The sequence below is a fragment of the Bacillus sp. Root131 genome (assembly GCF_001429475.1).
Classification (GTDB): Bacteria; Bacillota; Bacilli; order Bacillales; family Bacillaceae_G; genus Bacillus_A; species Bacillus_A thuringiensis_S.
Window position 1 is genome coordinate 1085920 of sequence record NZ_LMJQ01000001.1, and the last position, 18355, is coordinate 1104274.

An 18355-nucleotide genomic window follows, 5' to 3' on the forward strand; every position below is an offset into this window, starting at 1 on the left:
GATTATAATAAAACAGCAGAAGAGCTGAAAATCAAATTAGAAGCTGGTGTGCCGCATTCTTATTTCAATAGCACATATGCAAGTATTAAAGTCCAGAACTCATCTGGTAGCGTTTTGTACAATAAGGAAATTATGGGAAATAGACAACAAAATGCTGAAACCCAAACAGTACCTGTAAAAGTAGGAGATTATTTAGAATTCACTCATATAGAAGGGGAAGCAGCAAAGGAAAAAACACGCGCAACATTAACGAATCTTGAAAATAATAAAAATGAGACTATTGGAAAGTCAGCAAGGTATGAGGTTACAAAAGAGGGATTAAAGAAAGTAGAAAAAATGCCAGAGACAACAATTCTAGATGGAAAACAATTTGCATGGTCCCTAAAAGGATATAGTGATCGAGAAATTGCAAAAGTAGATTATAATAAAACAGCAGAAGAGCTGAAAATCAAATTAGAAGCTGGTGTGCCGCATTCTTATTTCAATAGCACATATGCAAGTATTAAAGTCCAGAACNAGATTATAATAAAACAGCAGAAGAGCTGAAAATCAAATTAGAAGCTGGTGTGCCGCATTCTTATTTCAATAGCACATATGCAAGTATTAAAGTCCAGAATTCATCTGGTAGCGTTTTGTACAATAAGGAAATTATAGGAAATAGACAACAAAATGCTGAAACCCAAACAGTACCTGTAAAAGAGGGAGATTATATAGAATTTACTCATATAGAAGGGGAAGTGGCGAAGGAAAAAACACGAGCGACTTTAACTAACCTTGAGAATGGAAAACAGGAATATATAGGAAAGAAAAGAACATATCGGGTTACATCTACAGGTTTAATCAGACAATAGACGTATTAAAAAGTTGGGGGAATCCCCAACTTTTTTTATCATTTTAGTCAAGAGGATTCCTTCTTCAAGGAATGCGAAGTGAGTAGGTGGAGATAAACTGGCTTCGAATAACGGATAGCAGGAAGCTTTATCAATAAGTATGCAAATATTTTAAAAACTAATTTTTATACAAAAAGTGTATACTTATGACAAAAAAGTTTCATTAAACCAATAATTTTGTTTTGGGTAAATTTAAGGTGCGTAATTAATATGCATTTTTTGAGAAAAATGCATAATTATGTCAAATTTTCTTCATTTACATGACCATGAACGTGGTATAAAAATGAAGCATATCCAAAATTATTAAAGGAGCTGAAAAAATGATTAAAAAACTTATTATTGGTTCTATTTTTTTAGGAACAGCAATAGGAGTAAGTAAACCTACATTTGCTTCAACAAATGATTCTCCATCACAGTTTCAAGATAGGGGAAATGCCCAAGTTCAATCAATACCATCACCATGGCAGTATTTAGGGCAAACCTCTAGGGAACTTCAAATTAAAACTAAGGATCCAAAAGTGCTTGCTTTTGAATTAGCAAAAGAGGCTCCATTTTACGAAGATGAATTAGTGGATGTGTGTTCTGCAATCTTAAGAGAAAATGTAAATGTAGTATATTGGACAAGTAAGGAATGGGCTAGATTTGAAGTAGGAAATTACGAGTTTAAACATGAAATGAAAATTTATAGAGATAAAGAACGTCAGCAATTAATTACTTCACTAGAATCATAAAAAAAATAGAAGCTATCTTTAGTAAGATATGCATCCAATGTAGACAGGAAAAGAAAGCACATAAAACTGTTTCGATATTGGAAAGTAAACTAAAAAACAAGTATAATTACTTGTTTTTTTTAGGTACAGTAATTATTTAGAAGGCTTAGCTTGTGCATGGTCACCTACATTAATTGGATAACCATAATCCGCTCTACAACATGATTGGGATACAAAAGCTAGAAAGATATCAATCCATTTATTTTTAAATTGAATTAATATTCCTCCATCATGGTATGATTCGTTATATTTTGAAAAATCATTTCACAAGCAATATGTAATACTTTATGGGAACATTATTAAATTTGAACGATATTAACAGAACTTTGTTGATAATTAGCTAAAAAAGTATTGTACGATTAAATACATTGTGTTACATTTGTGTTACAAAACTATTACTTAATGTTATTATTGTTTCGTTAATGTTTCTTGTTGTTTCTGTAATGTTACGAAATTTATAGATGTTTTATGTGTATAGGAGTGTGTGTAGTAAAGAGTCTGAGTTGAAAATAAGTGCACACTTTAAATTTCCTTTCTGTCTGAATGAAGAAGACTACCAACTAATTAAGGGGTTTAAAGTAAAAACTTTAAATAAAATGTGCTTCCTTTCCCACACACAATTTAGTACATATTTAAAGTACAGTCTAGTTGCTACACAGACTCTTGTACATATAAACATTAAGGTGAAATAGAGATAAGGATTTATTACATAAAAAGCATTACTTAGCTAAACGTAAAAATATTATCTGTGCATTTTGATAAAATGTTAAAATGCCTAGATGATATTTTTTAGAAGATTTCTTGGATATGTTTATGAATAACAATTTCTAATACTTAATGATTCTCTACTGCTAAAATATCCAATAATTTATGTAATTGGATTTATAAGGTGTATGTACATTCACTTATATAGGGAAAATGAGGTTTTTCATATGAAGTATAGTTATAAAGTTTTTATATTTATTTGGACAATTATTTTATTGTTTTTTCTACTTTATTATGGTTACAGTGAATTTTCCGACACCGAGCAGGTGCCAGTCATAACAATCAAAAAATAGAAGTGAAAAATATTGAGAAAACCAAATGAGATAAAAATAGATACAGTAGAAAGACTACTACAGGAAGTAATTAATCGTACGAAGTTAGATGAAATATTGGAAATAAAAAACTTTAATGGAAAATATGTTGATTGCTGCTTGGGGAGAAAATTGTAGATATCACAATTGGTATAAAGATATTCATGAGTTATTCAGAGGTTACGATTTACACTGCCTTAGGAAAAAAAGGATAGGTTTCCGAGACACCCTTTATATTTAAGTAACGATTCAAGCTAATAGATTACATAAAATCAGAGCGGATTGTGCATCGTCTTATTCGAACTACAAGAAACCATAAACGAACAAGTAAAGCGGGACTTAGAGTAAACTGTAATGGTGAAACAGGAGGAGACGCATGGGTGTGGTGTTCAATTTGTCATGAAGAACATCCCGTTCTTTTCTGATATGTTTCAATATAATCAAGGAAACCCCTATCATTCCTTACCATTATGTCAGCACACATATATGGTATACGCTCATTTAACAGAGAATTATGTAGGGGAAGATTTATTTCTTCTGCAAAGTGCTGCAGCATTCCATGATACAGGTAAACCGTTTTGCCGTGTATTTAAAAAGCTCAAAGGGTACCATTCGTATTATGGTCACGAATATGTCAGTACTCACATCGCTTGCCACTTTTTAATGGAACTTGGTTTCGAATAGGAGTTTATTGAGAAAGTATTAATGATTACAGAGTTTCATATGAAGATGTTACATGGCGGGGAAGAGGCAGCACGTGAAATCTATCATTACTGCGGTGATGAGATGCTTACGAAATTATATTTTTTCCGAGATGCAGATGCATTTGCGAAGTAGAGAAGGGAAAAAATGCTTGTAAATATCCACGAACATTGCACGTTCCTTGGTCGATAGGGGTAACAAGTGATGACCGTGTTCTACAAAATATGGACGGATTTGAAACTCAAGAAGTAATCGTACTAGAAAAGTTAGATGGTGAAAATACATCCCTTTATAAAGATGCTATTCATGCAAGGTCGTTATCAAGTGGTCATCACCCATCGAGAACATGGGTAAAAACGTTACAAGGAAGTATGGGGTATAGAATTCCAGAAGGATGGCGTATATGTGGTGAAAATGTATATGCTTGTCATAGCATTCACTACACAGCACTGACTTCCTATTTTTATGTCTTTTCAATATGGAATGAGAAAAATGAATGTTTATCGTGGGATGCAACAGTTGCATGGTGTAAAAAGTTAGGCCTTGCACACGTTCCAGTGTTATATCGTGGCCCCTATAATGAAAAGGTAATTCGTTCGTGCTACAACGGTACTTCACTCTTTGGAGGGATTCAGGAAGGGTATGTACTTAGATTAACGGATGCGTTTCACTATAATGATTTTTCAAAATCCGTAGGGAAATTTGTTCGAAAAGACCATGTGCAATCCAATCAGCACTGGATGACACATGCGGTTATCCCCAATAAATTAGCAAAATAAAAACACGCAATTCCAAATGGAACTGCGTGTTTTTTCGTTTTCTAACATCATTTGACGTTCATGTATGGTTACTCTTATCAGAGAATATACTCCCTAACACGGAAAACTATTAATTTATTAGTTTTTATTCGTAACTTTTAAAGTATCTAATACGACTTTAGTCGCGTCAGCAATAAGCTTATCATTATATTCTGCATCTTCTTTATCATGATTAGAAAGGATGGCAAGAACAATTGGCTTTTTGTTTGGTGGCCAAATAATCGCAATATCATTCCTTGTTCCATAAGATCCTGCGCCTGTTTTATCAGCTACTTCCCATCCTTTTGGTACGCCCGCACGAATCAACTTATCACCAGTCGTATTTCTCTTCATCCAATCTACTAATAATTCACGTTTCTCTGTTGGAAGTGCAGATCCTAATGTAAATGATTGAAGTGTCTTAGCGATCGCTTCTGGTGTACTGGTATCGCGCGTTTCTCCAGGATGTACTTTATTTAATTCAGGTTCAAATCGTTCAGATTTAGTAACCGTATCTCCCGTTTCTCTCAAGATTTTTTCAAATGCGGATGGACCACCTAATTTTTTAAGAATTAAATTATGTGCCGTACTGTCACTATATCGAACAGAAGCATCTGCAAGTTCTTTTAACGTCATTCCTGTATCCACATGCTTTTCTGTAATTGGATTATAATTAGAAAGGTCTTCACGCGTATACGTAATCCTTTCATCAAGAGCTTCTATTGAGTTCTGACGTAAAAGAGCTCCCGCTGCTAATGATTTAGATGTAGAGGCAAATGCAAAACGATCATTTGGATGATAAGCAACAGTTTGATTTGTACCTGTATCCAGAGCATAAATACCAAGCTTAGCATTATATTCTTTTTCAAGCTTAGCAAAAGAATCATGACCTGTATTTTCTTGTTTAATTTGCTTTATTTGTTTTGTTTGCTTAGGTGGTTCAGATGGAGTATTACTATTAGAACACCCTATTAGTGTTACACATGAAAGTAATACGACAGGTACAATCTTTTTGTAGGTAAAGAACTTGTTTAAAACGTACATGAATTTTCAACCTCTTTCAACAATATATGGATTTTGTTTTGGTATTTTAAATACCGATGTTAATTAAAGTGGGTGTTGGATACCAATACTTCTGAAGTTGAATTTTAACAGGATAAGCAGAACCAAAGCGTTTATATGAATGAACGGTTACTGTTTAGGGTGTTTCTTTTTTGCTTACACTTGTAATAGTTTACCTGTGAAAGTATTAAACTCGTAACATTTAAATGAAGTATTTCAATACACACTTTTTTTACATCACTTTACTTTTGGGAATAATAAGTCCTTTCATATTTTTAGGAATACACATAATAGACCCTCTAAGTAATAAATTTGTTCCATTTTAACTTGGTGAACGGTAAAGAAAATACAATGAATTGTAAATGAAACCTGTACGGGAGTATAGTACAGTGCATATGAAAAACCCCTCAATGCTATCTCTGAAAAAATCATAATTCTCGGCTTTATAAACTGTATTTTCAAAAACATTGCGAGCTTGTAAGAAAAATGAAAGGTAATTCAATATGAGATAAACAACCTTACTACTACAATGAAAAACAGAATTATTCTTAAAAATCATGAGATACGATATCAAGTTATTTGCGTGTTTAATATATTTGACCAAATATTCCAGTTTCAATAGGAAAAGTCGAATCAGACCATTAACGAATGGTATATTATTCGTATTTTGGAAAAGTCAAAATGTAGACAAGCATCTTCTATCAAATCTCATTCTTAGTGTGTACATTTGGAGGGGATTTCTCATATGAAATTAGTAAAAGTAACAGATGTTAGTTAGGAGAAAGATGATAATGTTAACAAATTCTATGGGAAGGTGAAGAAAGAAGGTAGCGTAGGTCTATTCCTACGTGTATATCATTTAGATAAAAAAGGTGTAACAGCTTGGGAGGAAGTGTAGGAAGACGAGCTTCCTAAGAAAGTAAAAGAAAAACTAGGTGTGAAATAATCATTTATTTGTGATGGTGGATTCTCCTACGTCGAGGGTTTGCCGTTTTTTATTATATGTTATGTTGTAATTTTTTATATGAAGTATATTGAAAAGATAGGGTAGATCTTCTGGAATGATATTTCCATAATTAATAATTTGTACGTTAACCTTTCCATTATTACTAATTCCTTTTGTATCAACAAATTTCCCCACATATCCCTTTGTACCAATATCTTTTAAAGTACGTATAAAAAATGCCCTTTATCTTATCTTTATCTTATCTTTACCTTATCTTTAAATTTTTATATTAAACTTGAAACCTTAAAGTATTGATGTTTGAGTCTAAAAAGGGCGGGAGATAGATGTTCATTACATAGTTTGTAAATAACCAATTACCTTTGAAAAATTGAATTTTTTATACGAGGAGGAATATATGAAGGATACAAGTAAAAAACAAATTATAAAAGTGTTCCTTATTAGTATTTTAGGCTTAGGAATAATACTTGGAATGCTTTATTTTAATCATAAAACCAATATTCAACAAAATAAAGCACTAGCCACCGAAAAACGTGTATTGCAATATGAGTCTACCTTAAAAAAAGAATTAGAAAAATATAATTTAGGAGAGAAAACTGCAGTTTTATTAGGAATTATGTACCAAGAGAGTAGAGGTGAGGGAAACGACCCTATGCAGTCATCCGAATCACTTGGATTAAAACCAAATGAAATTCAAGAGACAAGCTTGAGCATTAAACAAGGGGTAAAACACTTTGCTAAAATGTACAAATATGGAACGGACAAGGATGTTAGCATGGATACAATTATTCAAAGCTATAATATGGGGCCAGGGTATATTGATTTTATTGCTAGTCAAGAAGTTAAACAACACTCGGAGGATTCAGCCAAAACGTTTTCTAAGATGAAGGTTGATCAAAATCCAGCGATGTATACTTGTGGTGGAAATAAAAATAATTTTAGGTATCCATATTGTTATGGTGATTTCACATATGCCACAAAGGTAAATGAAAAAACAAAACTTATTGAAGAACTTCTTCGAAATGTACATATCTCTTCTAAATAAGTTGCAGAATGAAATATAATGATACCATCAGTTATTAACAATAATATCTAAGAAAAAAACTACTTTCTTTCTTAATTCATACAATTTTCAAAAAAAAATTCCGTGGATGTCAATATTTGTTATATAGTATATTTGTCAAAGCATTACCCCTAAAGTTTCTAAAGTCAAGCTGTAAGATAGTTTGTTTGTTTGGCCCGTATTTTCACCTTAAAATAAAAAAACTTGTAGAGATTCCTGCAAGTTCTTTTTGTTTTAAGGGTTAAAAGTGGATTTTAAATATAGTTGCAATTTTTTGAGGGGGAAAAGTAAATGTTTATAAAAACAGAAAGATTATTAATACGAAAATTTGAGTTCAAAGATTGGCAAGCTGTTCATGAGTATACATCAGATATCAATGTTATGAAATACATACCTGAAGGGGTTTTTACTGAAGAAAATACAAGGAACTTTGTGAATGAAAACATTGGTGAAAACGCTAAGAACTTTCCTGTAGTATTAATTAATAAAGATATTCTGATTGGTCATATAGTTTTTCATAAATATTTTGGTGAGCATACATATGAGATTGGTTGGGTGTTCAATCCAAAATACTTCAATAAAGGATATGCTTCCGAAGCAGCACAAGCTACATTGAAATATGGCTTTAAGGAAATGAAATTACATAGGATTATAGCTACATGTCAGCCACAAAATATTCCATCATATCGAGTGATGGAGAAGATTGGAATGAGAAGAGAAGGCTATTTTAGGAAGTGTATACCACATGGGAATGAATGGTGGGATGAATATTATTACGCTATTTTAGAAGAAGAGTAGTTTTTTAGAACGCACTATTTAAAACGGCAGATTAAAAACAAGTAGGTTATATTTCTTCTGCATATGTTATGAAAATAGTATAATTTAAGAACCCACAATGAAGATAATTACTGATAAAGGTATGGTAGTGATGAGATCAGTTGTAGGTTTTGGTGCAAAAAAGTTATCAAACTTGGACATACTAATACTATTCCTCTACAAAGGCTTATAAACGGTATGAAAACAAAACAGTTGTTCAAGTGTAAGAATTTTGAGCCTAACTTTATTTTGTAAATAGTGAGATGATACATGCGGTACAACTTGAATCTTCGTAAAGAAGTATTTCTACATGTATATTACACTGAAAAAAAGTGCAATAGCTTGGGAAGATGTGAAGATAGATGAGTTTCCAACAAAAGTAAATGAAAAAATAAATATGAAATGATTAGTTACTTGGTGCGGATTATGTTGGTCAAGATAACAAAATGTATTCAGTTATTCCTGTTGGATGGGGTGAAAAAAATAATCTTTGGGCTGAAGAGAAAAACGTAGGCGTGCAATCTAATGAGAATAATCCAAATAATTACAAGCCTCAAATAAACGAAGGCAAGAATATTGAAACGAATGATAAGCCCGCATCTAGTACAGCAGGTATAAAGGCAGATAATAAGCCCGAAGAAGCTACTACCAATTGTAAACCTAATAATAAAGAAGTTGAACAATATCATAATAAGGAACAGCAACATAAGGAAGTAGAAGGATTTAAGCCGAGCGATGCAGACATGGAGCGTATTAAACGACAAGAAGACCGGTGGAATACACCATCAGGTGGTGTTGGTGCTACATGGCAAGAAGAAATGAAAAAACAGAAATAAAATAACATACCTATTATACGGATTAAGTGAATTTAAAGTGGAAAATTTATAGTCTTTATTATATTTCATTATATTCATTCTATAAAATTCAAAAAGATTTCCCAGCACCCTGTCTATTAAAAAACATTAATATTGTTTTTGATATTGTCTTATAAGAAGGAATTCATTTAAGATATTAATTGAAAATATTGATTGGGAGGATGTTAGAAATGGAATTAAATAATGTGGATGGAATTAGTATAGAAAAAAGTACAAGTATTAACATGGAAGAAATGGAGTTATTGTTACTAGCTGATCCCTCAACAGAAGTAGTTAATGGATATCTTAAAAAGGGAGATTGTTTTGTTTTAAAAAAAGGTGCTGTTACTGTAGGTATTATGATTTTAATTCCTACCCGAACAGAAACGATTGAGATTATAAATATAGCAGTTTCCGAAAAAGAGCAAGGAAAAGGATATGGGAAATATTTACTTGGGTTTGCTATAGACTATGCTAAAAAAGAAGAATATAAAACTATAGAAATAGGCACAGGAAATTCTAGTTTAATGCAACTAGGCCTTTATCAAAAATGTGGTTTTAGAATAACCAGTGTGGATAAGGACTTTTTCTTACGAAATTATAATGAAGAAATATATGAAAATGGTATTCAATGTATGGATATGATTAGGTTAACGCAAAATTTATAAAAATTATTTGTACATAAAAATCGCAACCCCCATTAAATGTAGAGGGTTGCAATTTTTTTGATGTAAAGCGTCATTATGATTTTTGGGTAGCATTAAGGAGTTTATGTATTTGAGAATTATTACAAAATCAACAAGTGTTAATAAATTCATCTGTTATGTCAACAATTTGAATATATTTCAAATTGTTTTTTATAATTCAGATAGATTTTTTTCCATTAATTTTAATGAAAAGTAAAAAATATGAAACTCATCCATTTTAGTTATGGTTAAATGTTCATTTAAATCACTAAAAAATGGGATTTATTGGATAATTATAAGCATAATTTTTTCTTTATTCAAGGATGAAAATCGTACTAAATGTAGATATAACAACTATTATATTGTTTTAATGATATAAAAATATTTGGTTTTTTTAAAAAGAATTTTCTGAATTATAAATATTATTATATATTGAGAAAGTGAAAAAATAGAAAAATATCAATTGAATCCCAAAAAATAACGTGTGAATATTATAGATATAAATTACATCTTGATATTTCGCATGAATTTCTACAAATTTAGATGTTTATTAAATTAGGAGGATTGATAGTGCCAAAAATGTAGTTTGTTGCTAATTCAGTATTTTATATGCATCCATGGGATTTTAGAACGCACAGTTATTATTTGCTAGTAAGCATTTTAATATCAAATCTTTTGGGGAAGTGATAAGTAATGGTCACAGTATTAAATAATGAAACTAAAAGTTTATTAGTTGAAAAAATTGCAAATAAAAATGCGTGTATTGGATATGTAGGCCTAGGTTATGTTGGACTACCATCGGCTCTTAAATGTTTAGAAGTAGGTTATGCGGTAAGAGGTTTTGATAAAAACTCAGTAAAAATAAGAAAACTAGAACGTGGAATAAGCTATATCAGTGATATTCAAGATACTGAAATCCAAGATGCTTTACATACAAATAGATTTTTTGTTAGTACAGAAATGGATTATATAAACGAATGTGATGTTGTAGTTATATGTGTTCCTACACCATTAGAAAGAACTAGTAAACAACCAGATTTAACATATATTCATTCAGCAGTTGATGAAATAGTTAAATACATTAAAAAAGGTACATTAATTATCTTAGAAAGTACTACTTATCCAGGTACTACAAGAGAAGAAGTTTTATACAAATTAGAACAGAAAACTAATTTTAAAATTGGTGTAGATATATTTGTAGCATACTCTCCAGAGCGAATCGATCCTGCAAATCAATCGTTTTCAATTCAAGATATTATAAAAATCGTAGGTGGAGTTACATCTAATTGTACCGATTGTGCAGCAGCTTTCTATAGTAACTTAATTAAGGATATTCATAAGGTAAGCAGTCCAGAAGTAGCAGAGACAGCTAAGTTATTAGAAAATACGTATCGTTTTATAAATATCGCTTTTATTAATGAAATGACACAAATTTGTAATGAGTTAAACATAAATATTTGGGAAGTAATTGATGCCTCAGGAACTAAGCCATTTGGATTTCAAAAATTCTATCCTGGCCCTGGCGTAGGAGGACACTGTATTCCGATTGATCCTATTTATTTTAAGTGGATTGCAAATAATAAGGATTTAGCAACAAAAATGATTGATGTGGCAAGAGAAATTAATGAAAACATGCCTAAGTACGTTCTTAATAGAGCACTACAGTTACTAGATGATAAAGATGGTAAGGATATTCTTATGGTTGGTGTTGCATATAAAAAGAATGTTAATGATGCTAGGGAATCGCCAGCTTTGGATATTATGAATGATTTAATGATAGAAGACTATAACGTGGATTATTACGATCCGTTTATAGAGGAACTCATTGTGGGCGATAACACATTGAAAAAATCTATAGATTTAAACCTAAGTCAATTAGACAAATACACTTTAATTATTGTTCATACGGATCATGATTGCATTAATTTTAAATTGCTTAACGAGGTAAATTGTTTAATTTTAGACACAAGAAACATATTTAAAGATGAATCAGTATATAAAAAAAATATTATAAGTTTGTAGGTGATTACATGGTAGAGTTTATTCCTTTTTATCGACCGGAAATCAATGATGAAGATATAGATAGGGTAGTTTCTGCCCTTAAATCTGGATGGCTTTCAAAGGGGCCAAAAGTGATAGAGTTTGAAGAGAATTTAAAAGAATATCTGAATACTGAACATGTAGTAAGTTGTAATTCAGGGACTGCCGCATTACATTTAGCATTACTGTCTCTGGGAGTTGGATTAGAAGACGAAGTAATAGTTCCAAGTTTTACTTTTTGTTCAAGTGTAAACGTTATTATGCATGTAGGTGCAAAACCTGTATTTGTAGATATAGATGAAGAGAATTTATGTCTTGATCTTCAAGATGTTAAAAGAAAAATCACTAAAAAAACGAAAGCAATTATTGCAGTTCACTTTGCTGGATATCCGGCTAAATTAAAAGAACTTCAAAAACTATGTAAAGAATACGGACTGTTTTTGATAGAGGATGCAGCGCATGCATTAGGAACAAAATATGATAATACTTTAATTGGTACACATGGAGATGTTATTTGTTTCAGTTTTTATGCCACAAAAAATATAACAACAGGTGAAGGTGGAGCGTTAGTCACTAAAAATGAATCGATTGCTGAAAAAGCTAGATTATATGGTTGGCATGGTATCACCAAAAATGCATGGAATCGTTATGGTGAAGAAGGAAGCTGGCGTTATGATGTTCTATTACCTGGGTTTAAATATAACATGATGGATCTACAAGCTAGTTTGGGTATTAGTCAGTTAAAAAGAGCTGATGAAATGATTGAAAAACGCAAGAGAATAGCTGAAAGGTACCAAGAGGAATTAAAAGAGGTTCAAGAGTATATAACGTTACCTAATTATACTAACAATCCAAGTGTAAAACACGCATGGCATTTATTTGTTATAAAAATTAATTCTAATTCTCCTGTTAGTAGAGATCAGGTAATTCAAGAAATGAAAAAGAGAAACATTGGGCTAAGTGTTCACTTTATTCCTGTTCACATGCATCCGTATTATGAAGAGAGATTTAACGTATATTTACCTAAAACGGAAGAGATATTTAATCAAATTATTTCATTACCACTGTATAGTGCTCTTACAGACAATGAGGTTGAACATATTATAACGTCTTTAAAAAGTCTATATCAATTAAAAATAGGGAGGTAAATATTTATGAAAATTGGGGTTATTGGTGGCAGCGGATTTATTGGTAAGCATGTTACAAAGGAGTTACTAGCAAGGGGGTATGAAGTAGTTATATTTGATAAATTTAAACCAAGTATTGATGTTCCTTTTAAAGAAATTGATATTTTAGATATTGCAACATTAAGAGAAAATCTTATTGATGTCGATGGGGTAATCCATTTAGCTGCATTAGTGGGTGTTGATAATTGCCGTTTAAATGAAGAAGATGTAGTGAGGGTGAACTTTGAAGGCACGAAAAATATTGTACAGGTTTGTAACGAAAATGGCATAGAAAAATTATTGTTTTCTTCCAGTTCGGAGGTATATGGGGATGGAGTGAGTGTTCCGTTTAAAGAAAATGATATTAAAATTCCAAAATCAGCTTATGGAAAAGCTAAATTAATGTCCGAAGATTATTTGAAAGAATACGCTAGTAATAGTTTGAAAATTAGAGTGGTTCGTTATTTTAATGTATACGGTTCACAACAAAATGATAACTTTGTAATTTCTAAGTTTTTAAAACAAGCTCATAGTGGTGAAGATATTACTATTTATGGAGATGGACAGCAAATTAGATGTTTTAGTTATATAAGTGATATTGTTAACGGAACTATACTAGCCTTTGAATATGAAGGAGAAAACTTTGCAGATTTTAATATTGGCAATAACAAACCTATATCTATGGAAGAACTAGCAATAAAAATTAATGAATTAATGGGCAATAAAAGTAAAATTAAATTTCTTGATTTAGGTGAAGAGGGAGTCCGAAATTCTAGCATTGAAATCTTTAGAAGAATCCCTTCAATAGAGAAAGCTAAATTATTTTTAAACTATCAACCAATTATTTCATTAGATAAAGGACTAGAGATAATAATAGGGGAGAAGTATGGAAACACAGTATCTATATCCTAAGAATCCAAAGAAAATTAAGTATCCCATATATTCTTCTCTTTGGAGTATATCTGATCATGTATTTTTTTTGAAAAGTGTATATAGACCTAATGATTCTAAACTTAAAAAAAGTCTTCAAGCTCTTTATCCGGATGCAGAAATTGTATTAACTAATAGCGGTACATCTGCATTAGTAGTTGGTTTAAAGTACTTAAAAGTGGCAAAGGGAGATGAAGTAATTCTATCAAACTTTAATTGTCCTAATGTAATAGAAGCAATATTAACGGTGGGAGCAAAACCTGTATTAATTGATTTAAACACTAATCATTCAATTTCTCTTAATAAAATAAAAAAACATTGGAATGCTAATACAAAGGCAATTATTCTTACGCACTTGTATGGATGTCATGACGATTTAGAAATTATTGACTGGGCTAGAGAAAATAATATTTATATCATCGATGATGCTGCACAAGCAATGTTTTCTTATCAAAATGGAAAGCCAGTTGGTAGTTTAGGCGACATTGGTATTTTAAGTTTTGGGGGAACTAAACCGATCCCAAGTATTGGGGGAGGAGCGTTACTTCTTAATCGTACAATAAGTGAATTATGTGACATGGGTGAAGAAAAGAAGGAAGAAGTAATTTTAGATTATAAGAATCATTTAAAAACACAATTGGCTATAAAAATAAAAAAGAGTAGAGTACTGAGTTTATTTACTAATTATTGGAGGAAATTAGAGATTCTGCCCTCCTATAATAATAGTAAATTAGATTCTTTACCGGAGAAAACGGAAGTTATAAATCCAAAAAGAATGTCTATAGTACGTTCATTGTTAATTGATAAACACCTACAGAAAACAAAGAAGATTTTAGAAATAAATATATGCAACGCTAGTCTGTGTTATACAATGCTGCAGGAAATTGAAGAAAAGTATGGCGTTAAGATTATATTTTCAGCTCAGAATGTTTATTTAAACTATTTTACCATTATATTCAAAGAATCATCTGATAGATATGAGTGTTCTGTACATTTAGCGGAAAAAGGTATACAAACTTGTTGGAATTACTTACCCCTGAGTGAGATCCCTATTTTTTCGAAGTACGCAACTGAGTCAGAAAATATAGATTATTTATGGCCAAGGGTATTATCAATACCTTTTAAATATCCTTTAGTGAATAAGGACCTTAAGTATATATGTAGTCAAATTCTGAAATATTTAGAGAATAAGAATTAAAAGGTGATTATATGGAAATTGAAATATGTACTGACGCCCAATATTGGGATGCCTGTATGGAAGAATACAATGGTTCTGTATTTCATAGTTACGAATGGGGAAAGTTAATGGAATTATTACCTGGTGTTCAATTTTTCCCAGTACTAATAGAAACACGAGATACAGTAGTTTTAACTCCTATGTATGTACAGGATGGTAGGCTTTTGGGAAGTTTAATTGGTTATGGAGGTCCAATAATAATTGGCCAAGATAAAATAGATTTTTCAGTTTATGAATCCATAATAAATAAGAAGTTTGAAAATAAAATTCAAAAGCTTTTATTACCTATAACGATAAATCCTTTTCAAAGTTATAGTAAAGAAAAGTGGGATTATAAAGAAACTTATATGTTAGATCTACCAAATAGGTTTGAGGATTTATGGACATCGTGTTCTGGAAAAGCTAGGACAAGTGTTAGGTATGCACGTAAACAGAATGTTGAAGTTCGTCCTATAACTGTAGCGGAATTAGATGAGTTTTACCAATTATATCAAGAACATAATACAAGTATAGGAGCGAGTTATTCATTTAGTAGAGAGTTTTTTTATCATTTAGTTCTTAATTTGCAAGAAAAAATCCTTTTCTTAGGGGCATTCTTAGAAGAAGAATTAATTAGTTCCAGCATTTTTATAATGGATAAAAAGGTTTTATATTATTGGATTAACATTAACAATACCGAAGGGAAAAATTCACAATCTTCATATTTACTACTAAATGATGCGTTTGAATTAGCAATTCATAATAAATTAAAGTATGCGGATTTAGGATATTCACATAATAAAGGGATTGCTAGACCTAAGATATACTGGGGGGCAGCTTTGAAAAAATGTTTTTGTTTAAAAGAAAGGATTTAAACTATGATTATTAGTGGCCACCAACCAAGTTATTTACCTTGGTATGGTTTTTTTGAAAAAATTCATAAATCAGATGTGTTTGTATTTCATGATATAGCACAATTTGAAAAAAAAGGTTTTTTAAATAGGAATCGTATTAAAACTTCACAAGGAGCGTCTTGGTTAACTGTTCCAATACAAATGAAGAATTATAAAGAAATTCCATTTAATAAGTTAAAGATAGACAATACTCAAGATTGGGAACGGAAGCATTGGAAAGCAATAAGAATTAATTATTCTAATGCACCTTACTTTAATGTATATAAGGATTATTTAGAAAATTTTTATTCGGAAGATTGGATTAATTTAAATGATATGAACATGAATTTTATTCATTTTATTATCCGTGAATTAAACATTGATACGGAACTATATTATGTATCAGATTTAGAGGGGATTACAGGTAAGAAAAGTGATTTTGTATTAGAGTTGTGTCAGAAATTTAATGCCAGTACTTATTATTCTGGAAGTTTAGGGCAAGATTATTTAGACGAAAATGATTTTGAGAATGAAAATATAGAAATTATCTACCAAAGAATAAGGGATTATTCCTACAAGCAATTATTTGGGGAATTTATACCACATTTATCTATTTTAGATATTTTACTAAATTGTGGACCAAAGGAAACAGAAAAATTAATTAAAGGAGTCTAAAATTTTATGAATGTACTTGTATTTGCCGCTCATCCGGATGATGAAATAATTGGTGTTGGTGGAACAATAGCGAAACATGTGAAACAAGGTGATGATGTACATGTTGTAATACTTGCAGAGGGAAAATCTTCTAGAGCTAAAGAATATAAAGAGCTAGATTTAGAGGTTAAGAACTTATCTTATAAAGAAACAGAGGGGGCATGTACTACACTTGGTGTAAAAAGTTTTGCAAGACTAGATTTCCCTGATAATCGTCTTGATACATTACCCTTACTTGATGTAGTGAAAGAGATTGAAAATCACATTAAAAAAATAAATCCTACAATTATTTATACTCAATATGGTGGAGATATAAATATTGATCATACTGTTGTTTACAGAGCAGTAATGACAGCGACACGCCCTCTGCCAGATACTAATATCAAATGGGTATTTGCATATGAAACTTTATCTTCTACAGAGTGGAATTATAATGAAAAAGATAAGTTTCTTCCTAATTATTTTGTGAATATTGAAAATCATTTGGAGGAGAAATTAAGTGCGATGAGACATTATGAATCTGAGTTAAGGGAATTTCCTCATCCACGCTCTATAGAAGCAATGAGACATAACGCATTTGTATGGGGTGCCAAATCTGGATACCAAGCGGCTGAGGCATTTATGTTAGTAAGGGGGACATGGTAGGTGAAGAGAATATGTTAATACCACAGGTCCCGTTCTTTGGTTTAGATAGTAAACAGATTGACTTAAAATGGGTTGAAAAAGGCTATGGATTAGAAGCAAATATTTTTGATGGGACATCTTTATTTGATAACTCATATACAAAAAGGTTTTCTGAGGTCCTGTCTTTTGTTCAAACCCTTAATCCATCCTTGTTAACGCTGCATTTTCCTACTGATAATGCAGACTATCTCAATGATGAATTTATTAAAAAGCAACTATATGAATTTATTAACCTTGCTATAAAGTATAATGCATCAGGTATAACAGTGCATGCTAATCAATTCATGAATGTCGCGGAATTTCAAAACTATAATCTTCTAGATAATAGAAAAAGGATTATAGAGTTCTTTAATATGCTAGATGAGGAAATAAAAGGGACTGATATATGGATTGGCGTTGAAAACCTACCCATTATTGGAAACTTGGGCGATGATTTTGATCCTATATTTATATATCCCGAAGATTTTACTGATTTGGTTAATCTGGAGTTATCTAACGTTGGAATAACATGGGATATATGTCATTGGTCTATAACCTATCTTACACGTTTAGGTATTTCTAAATTATTAAGGCAAGAAGAAATTGAATATAAGGATTTTCATAAGTATTTAAGCTTAATGGATTATATTAAACATTTTCATTTTAGTTCTTTTAAGCATTTAACGATTCCTTATAGTGAGATACGTTGCTATGAGGGAGAGAATCCGGCTAATGGATCTATTGATGAAAGTTTATTACATGAAACTTTATTAAAAGTGAAGAACAATACTTTGGATAAAAACATAGGAATTGTATTTGAGGTTCAGGAAACTGATTATACGAATAGAAAGAGGTCATGGGAGACTCTTAATTGGTTTCATAAAAATATTACTGGTATGCAAACAAAAATGAATTATTTGGAGATATAAAAGGCACTATCGGTTTATTTATTTTTACATGTAACTTGAGTTAGAGATTATTTTAATGAACCTTTTCTTCTAAGTAAGTGTGTTAGGAGGGAAGGTTTTACTATTAATCTTTTTTAATCATAGG

General features: G+C 31.1%; 16 protein-coding genes and 4 pseudogenes. 18 read left to right on the forward strand and 2 right to left on the reverse strand.

The features are described from left to right. The 3 genes and pseudogenes from ASE54_RS36705 to ASE54_RS05390 all read left to right on the forward strand — a co-directional run. Positions 1-516: pseudogene (locus ASE54_RS36705) on the forward strand (putative mucin/carbohydrate-binding domain-containing protein); the annotation flags it as partial. 1 nt (position 517) lies between these two features. Then, positions 518-851 (forward strand): annotated as a pseudogene (locus ASE54_RS36710) (putative mucin/carbohydrate-binding domain-containing protein); the annotation flags it as partial. 359 nt (positions 852-1210) lie between these two features. Then, the gene (locus ASE54_RS05390) at positions 1211-1621 is read left to right on the forward strand and encodes a hypothetical protein (protein ID WP_000592185.1); all 411 of its coding nucleotides are present in this window, start codon (positions 1211-1213) and stop codon (positions 1619-1621) included. Positions 1622-1753: 132 nt separating this feature from the next. Here the strand turns inward: ASE54_RS05390 and ASE54_RS35615 are convergent. Next, positions 1754-1909, reverse strand: a pseudogene (locus tag ASE54_RS35615) (DUF2278 family protein); the annotation flags it as partial. Between the two features lie 1181 nt (positions 1910-3090). Here ASE54_RS35615 and ASE54_RS05395 point away from each other — a divergent pair. The 3 genes from ASE54_RS05395 to ASE54_RS05405 all read left to right on the forward strand — a co-directional run bounded on the left by ASE54_RS05395 (position 3091) and on the right by ASE54_RS05405 (position 4217). Beyond that, positions 3091-3420 carry a hypothetical protein gene (locus tag ASE54_RS05395; RefSeq protein ID WP_000240601.1) on the forward strand — a complete coding sequence of 110 codons (330 nt, stop codon included), beginning with the start codon at positions 3091-3093 and terminating at the stop codon, positions 3418-3420. A 21-nt stretch (positions 3421-3441) separates the two neighbouring features. Continuing rightward, entirely contained in the window at positions 3442-3573 is a 132-nt protein-coding gene (locus tag ASE54_RS05400; RefSeq protein ID WP_000627209.1) for a hypothetical protein, read from the forward strand. Between the two features lie 89 nt (positions 3574-3662). Then, a complete protein-coding gene (locus ASE54_RS05405; RefSeq protein WP_000348599.1) occupies positions 3663-4217 on the forward strand; it encodes an RNA ligase family protein in 555 nt (184 codons plus the stop codon). Positions 4218-4334: 117 nt separating this feature from the next. On the opposite strand, the gene blaIII is transcribed toward ASE54_RS05405, so the two are convergent. Beyond that, positions 4335-5279, reverse strand: a complete 945-nt coding sequence (blaIII, locus tag ASE54_RS05410) for a class A beta-lactamase BlaIII (RefSeq protein WP_000289421.1) — start codon at positions 5277-5279, stop codon at positions 4335-4337. A gap of 1379 nt (positions 5280-6658) precedes the next feature. Here blaIII and ASE54_RS05420 point away from each other — a divergent pair. The 12 genes and pseudogenes from ASE54_RS05420 to ASE54_RS05475 all read left to right on the forward strand — a co-directional run bounded on the left by ASE54_RS05420 (position 6659) and on the right by ASE54_RS05475 (position 18231). Next, positions 6659-7306: a lysozyme family protein gene (locus ASE54_RS05420; protein ID WP_000655722.1), complete on the forward strand. Its 648-nt coding sequence runs from the start codon at positions 6659-6661 to the stop codon at positions 7304-7306. Between the two features lie 309 nt (positions 7307-7615). Continuing rightward, entirely contained in the window at positions 7616-8122 is a 507-nt protein-coding gene (locus tag ASE54_RS05425; protein ID WP_000470152.1) for a GNAT family protein, read from the forward strand. 428 nt (positions 8123-8550) lie between these two features. Continuing rightward, positions 8551-8976, forward strand: a pseudogene (locus ASE54_RS05430) (hypothetical protein); the annotation flags it as partial. Positions 8977-9185: 209 nt separating this feature from the next. After that, positions 9186-9662, forward strand: a complete 477-nt coding sequence (locus tag ASE54_RS05435) for a GNAT family N-acetyltransferase (protein ID WP_000422453.1) — start codon at positions 9186-9188, stop codon at positions 9660-9662. Positions 9663-10373: 711 nt separating this feature from the next. Then, positions 10374-11702, forward strand: a complete 1329-nt coding sequence (locus ASE54_RS05440; RefSeq protein WP_000259078.1) for a nucleotide sugar dehydrogenase — start codon at positions 10374-10376, stop codon at positions 11700-11702. 8 nt (positions 11703-11710) lie between these two features. Further along, entirely contained in the window at positions 11711-12868 is a 1158-nt protein-coding gene (locus tag ASE54_RS05445) for a DegT/DnrJ/EryC1/StrS family aminotransferase (protein WP_000229112.1), read from the forward strand. 6 nt (positions 12869-12874) lie between these two features. Then, a complete protein-coding gene (locus ASE54_RS05450; RefSeq protein WP_000690425.1) occupies positions 12875-13798 on the forward strand; it encodes an NAD-dependent epimerase/dehydratase family protein in 924 nt (307 codons plus the stop codon). Next, a complete protein-coding gene (locus ASE54_RS05455) occupies positions 13773-15014 on the forward strand; it encodes an aminotransferase class V-fold PLP-dependent enzyme (RefSeq protein WP_000449976.1) in 1242 nt (413 codons plus the stop codon). Before ASE54_RS05450 ends, ASE54_RS05455 begins: the two co-directional genes overlap by 26 nt. 11 nt (positions 15015-15025) lie before the next feature. After that, a complete protein-coding gene (locus ASE54_RS05460; RefSeq protein WP_000401946.1) occupies positions 15026-15907 on the forward strand; it encodes a GNAT family N-acetyltransferase in 882 nt (293 codons plus the stop codon). 3 nt (positions 15908-15910) lie between these two features. Beyond that, a complete protein-coding gene (locus ASE54_RS05465) occupies positions 15911-16600 on the forward strand; it encodes a WbqC family protein (protein WP_000587149.1) in 690 nt (229 codons plus the stop codon). A 6-nt stretch (positions 16601-16606) separates the two neighbouring features. Next, positions 16607-17284, forward strand: coding sequence for a PIG-L family deacetylase (locus tag ASE54_RS05470; protein ID WP_001101896.1), 678 nt, complete (start codon positions 16607-16609; stop codon positions 17282-17284). Between the two features lie 11 nt (positions 17285-17295). Continuing rightward, the gene (locus ASE54_RS05475) at positions 17296-18231 is read left to right on the forward strand and encodes an endonuclease (RefSeq protein WP_003281342.1); all 936 of its coding nucleotides are present in this window, start codon (positions 17296-17298) and stop codon (positions 18229-18231) included. The last annotated feature ends 124 nt before the right edge of the window (positions 18232-18355 follow it).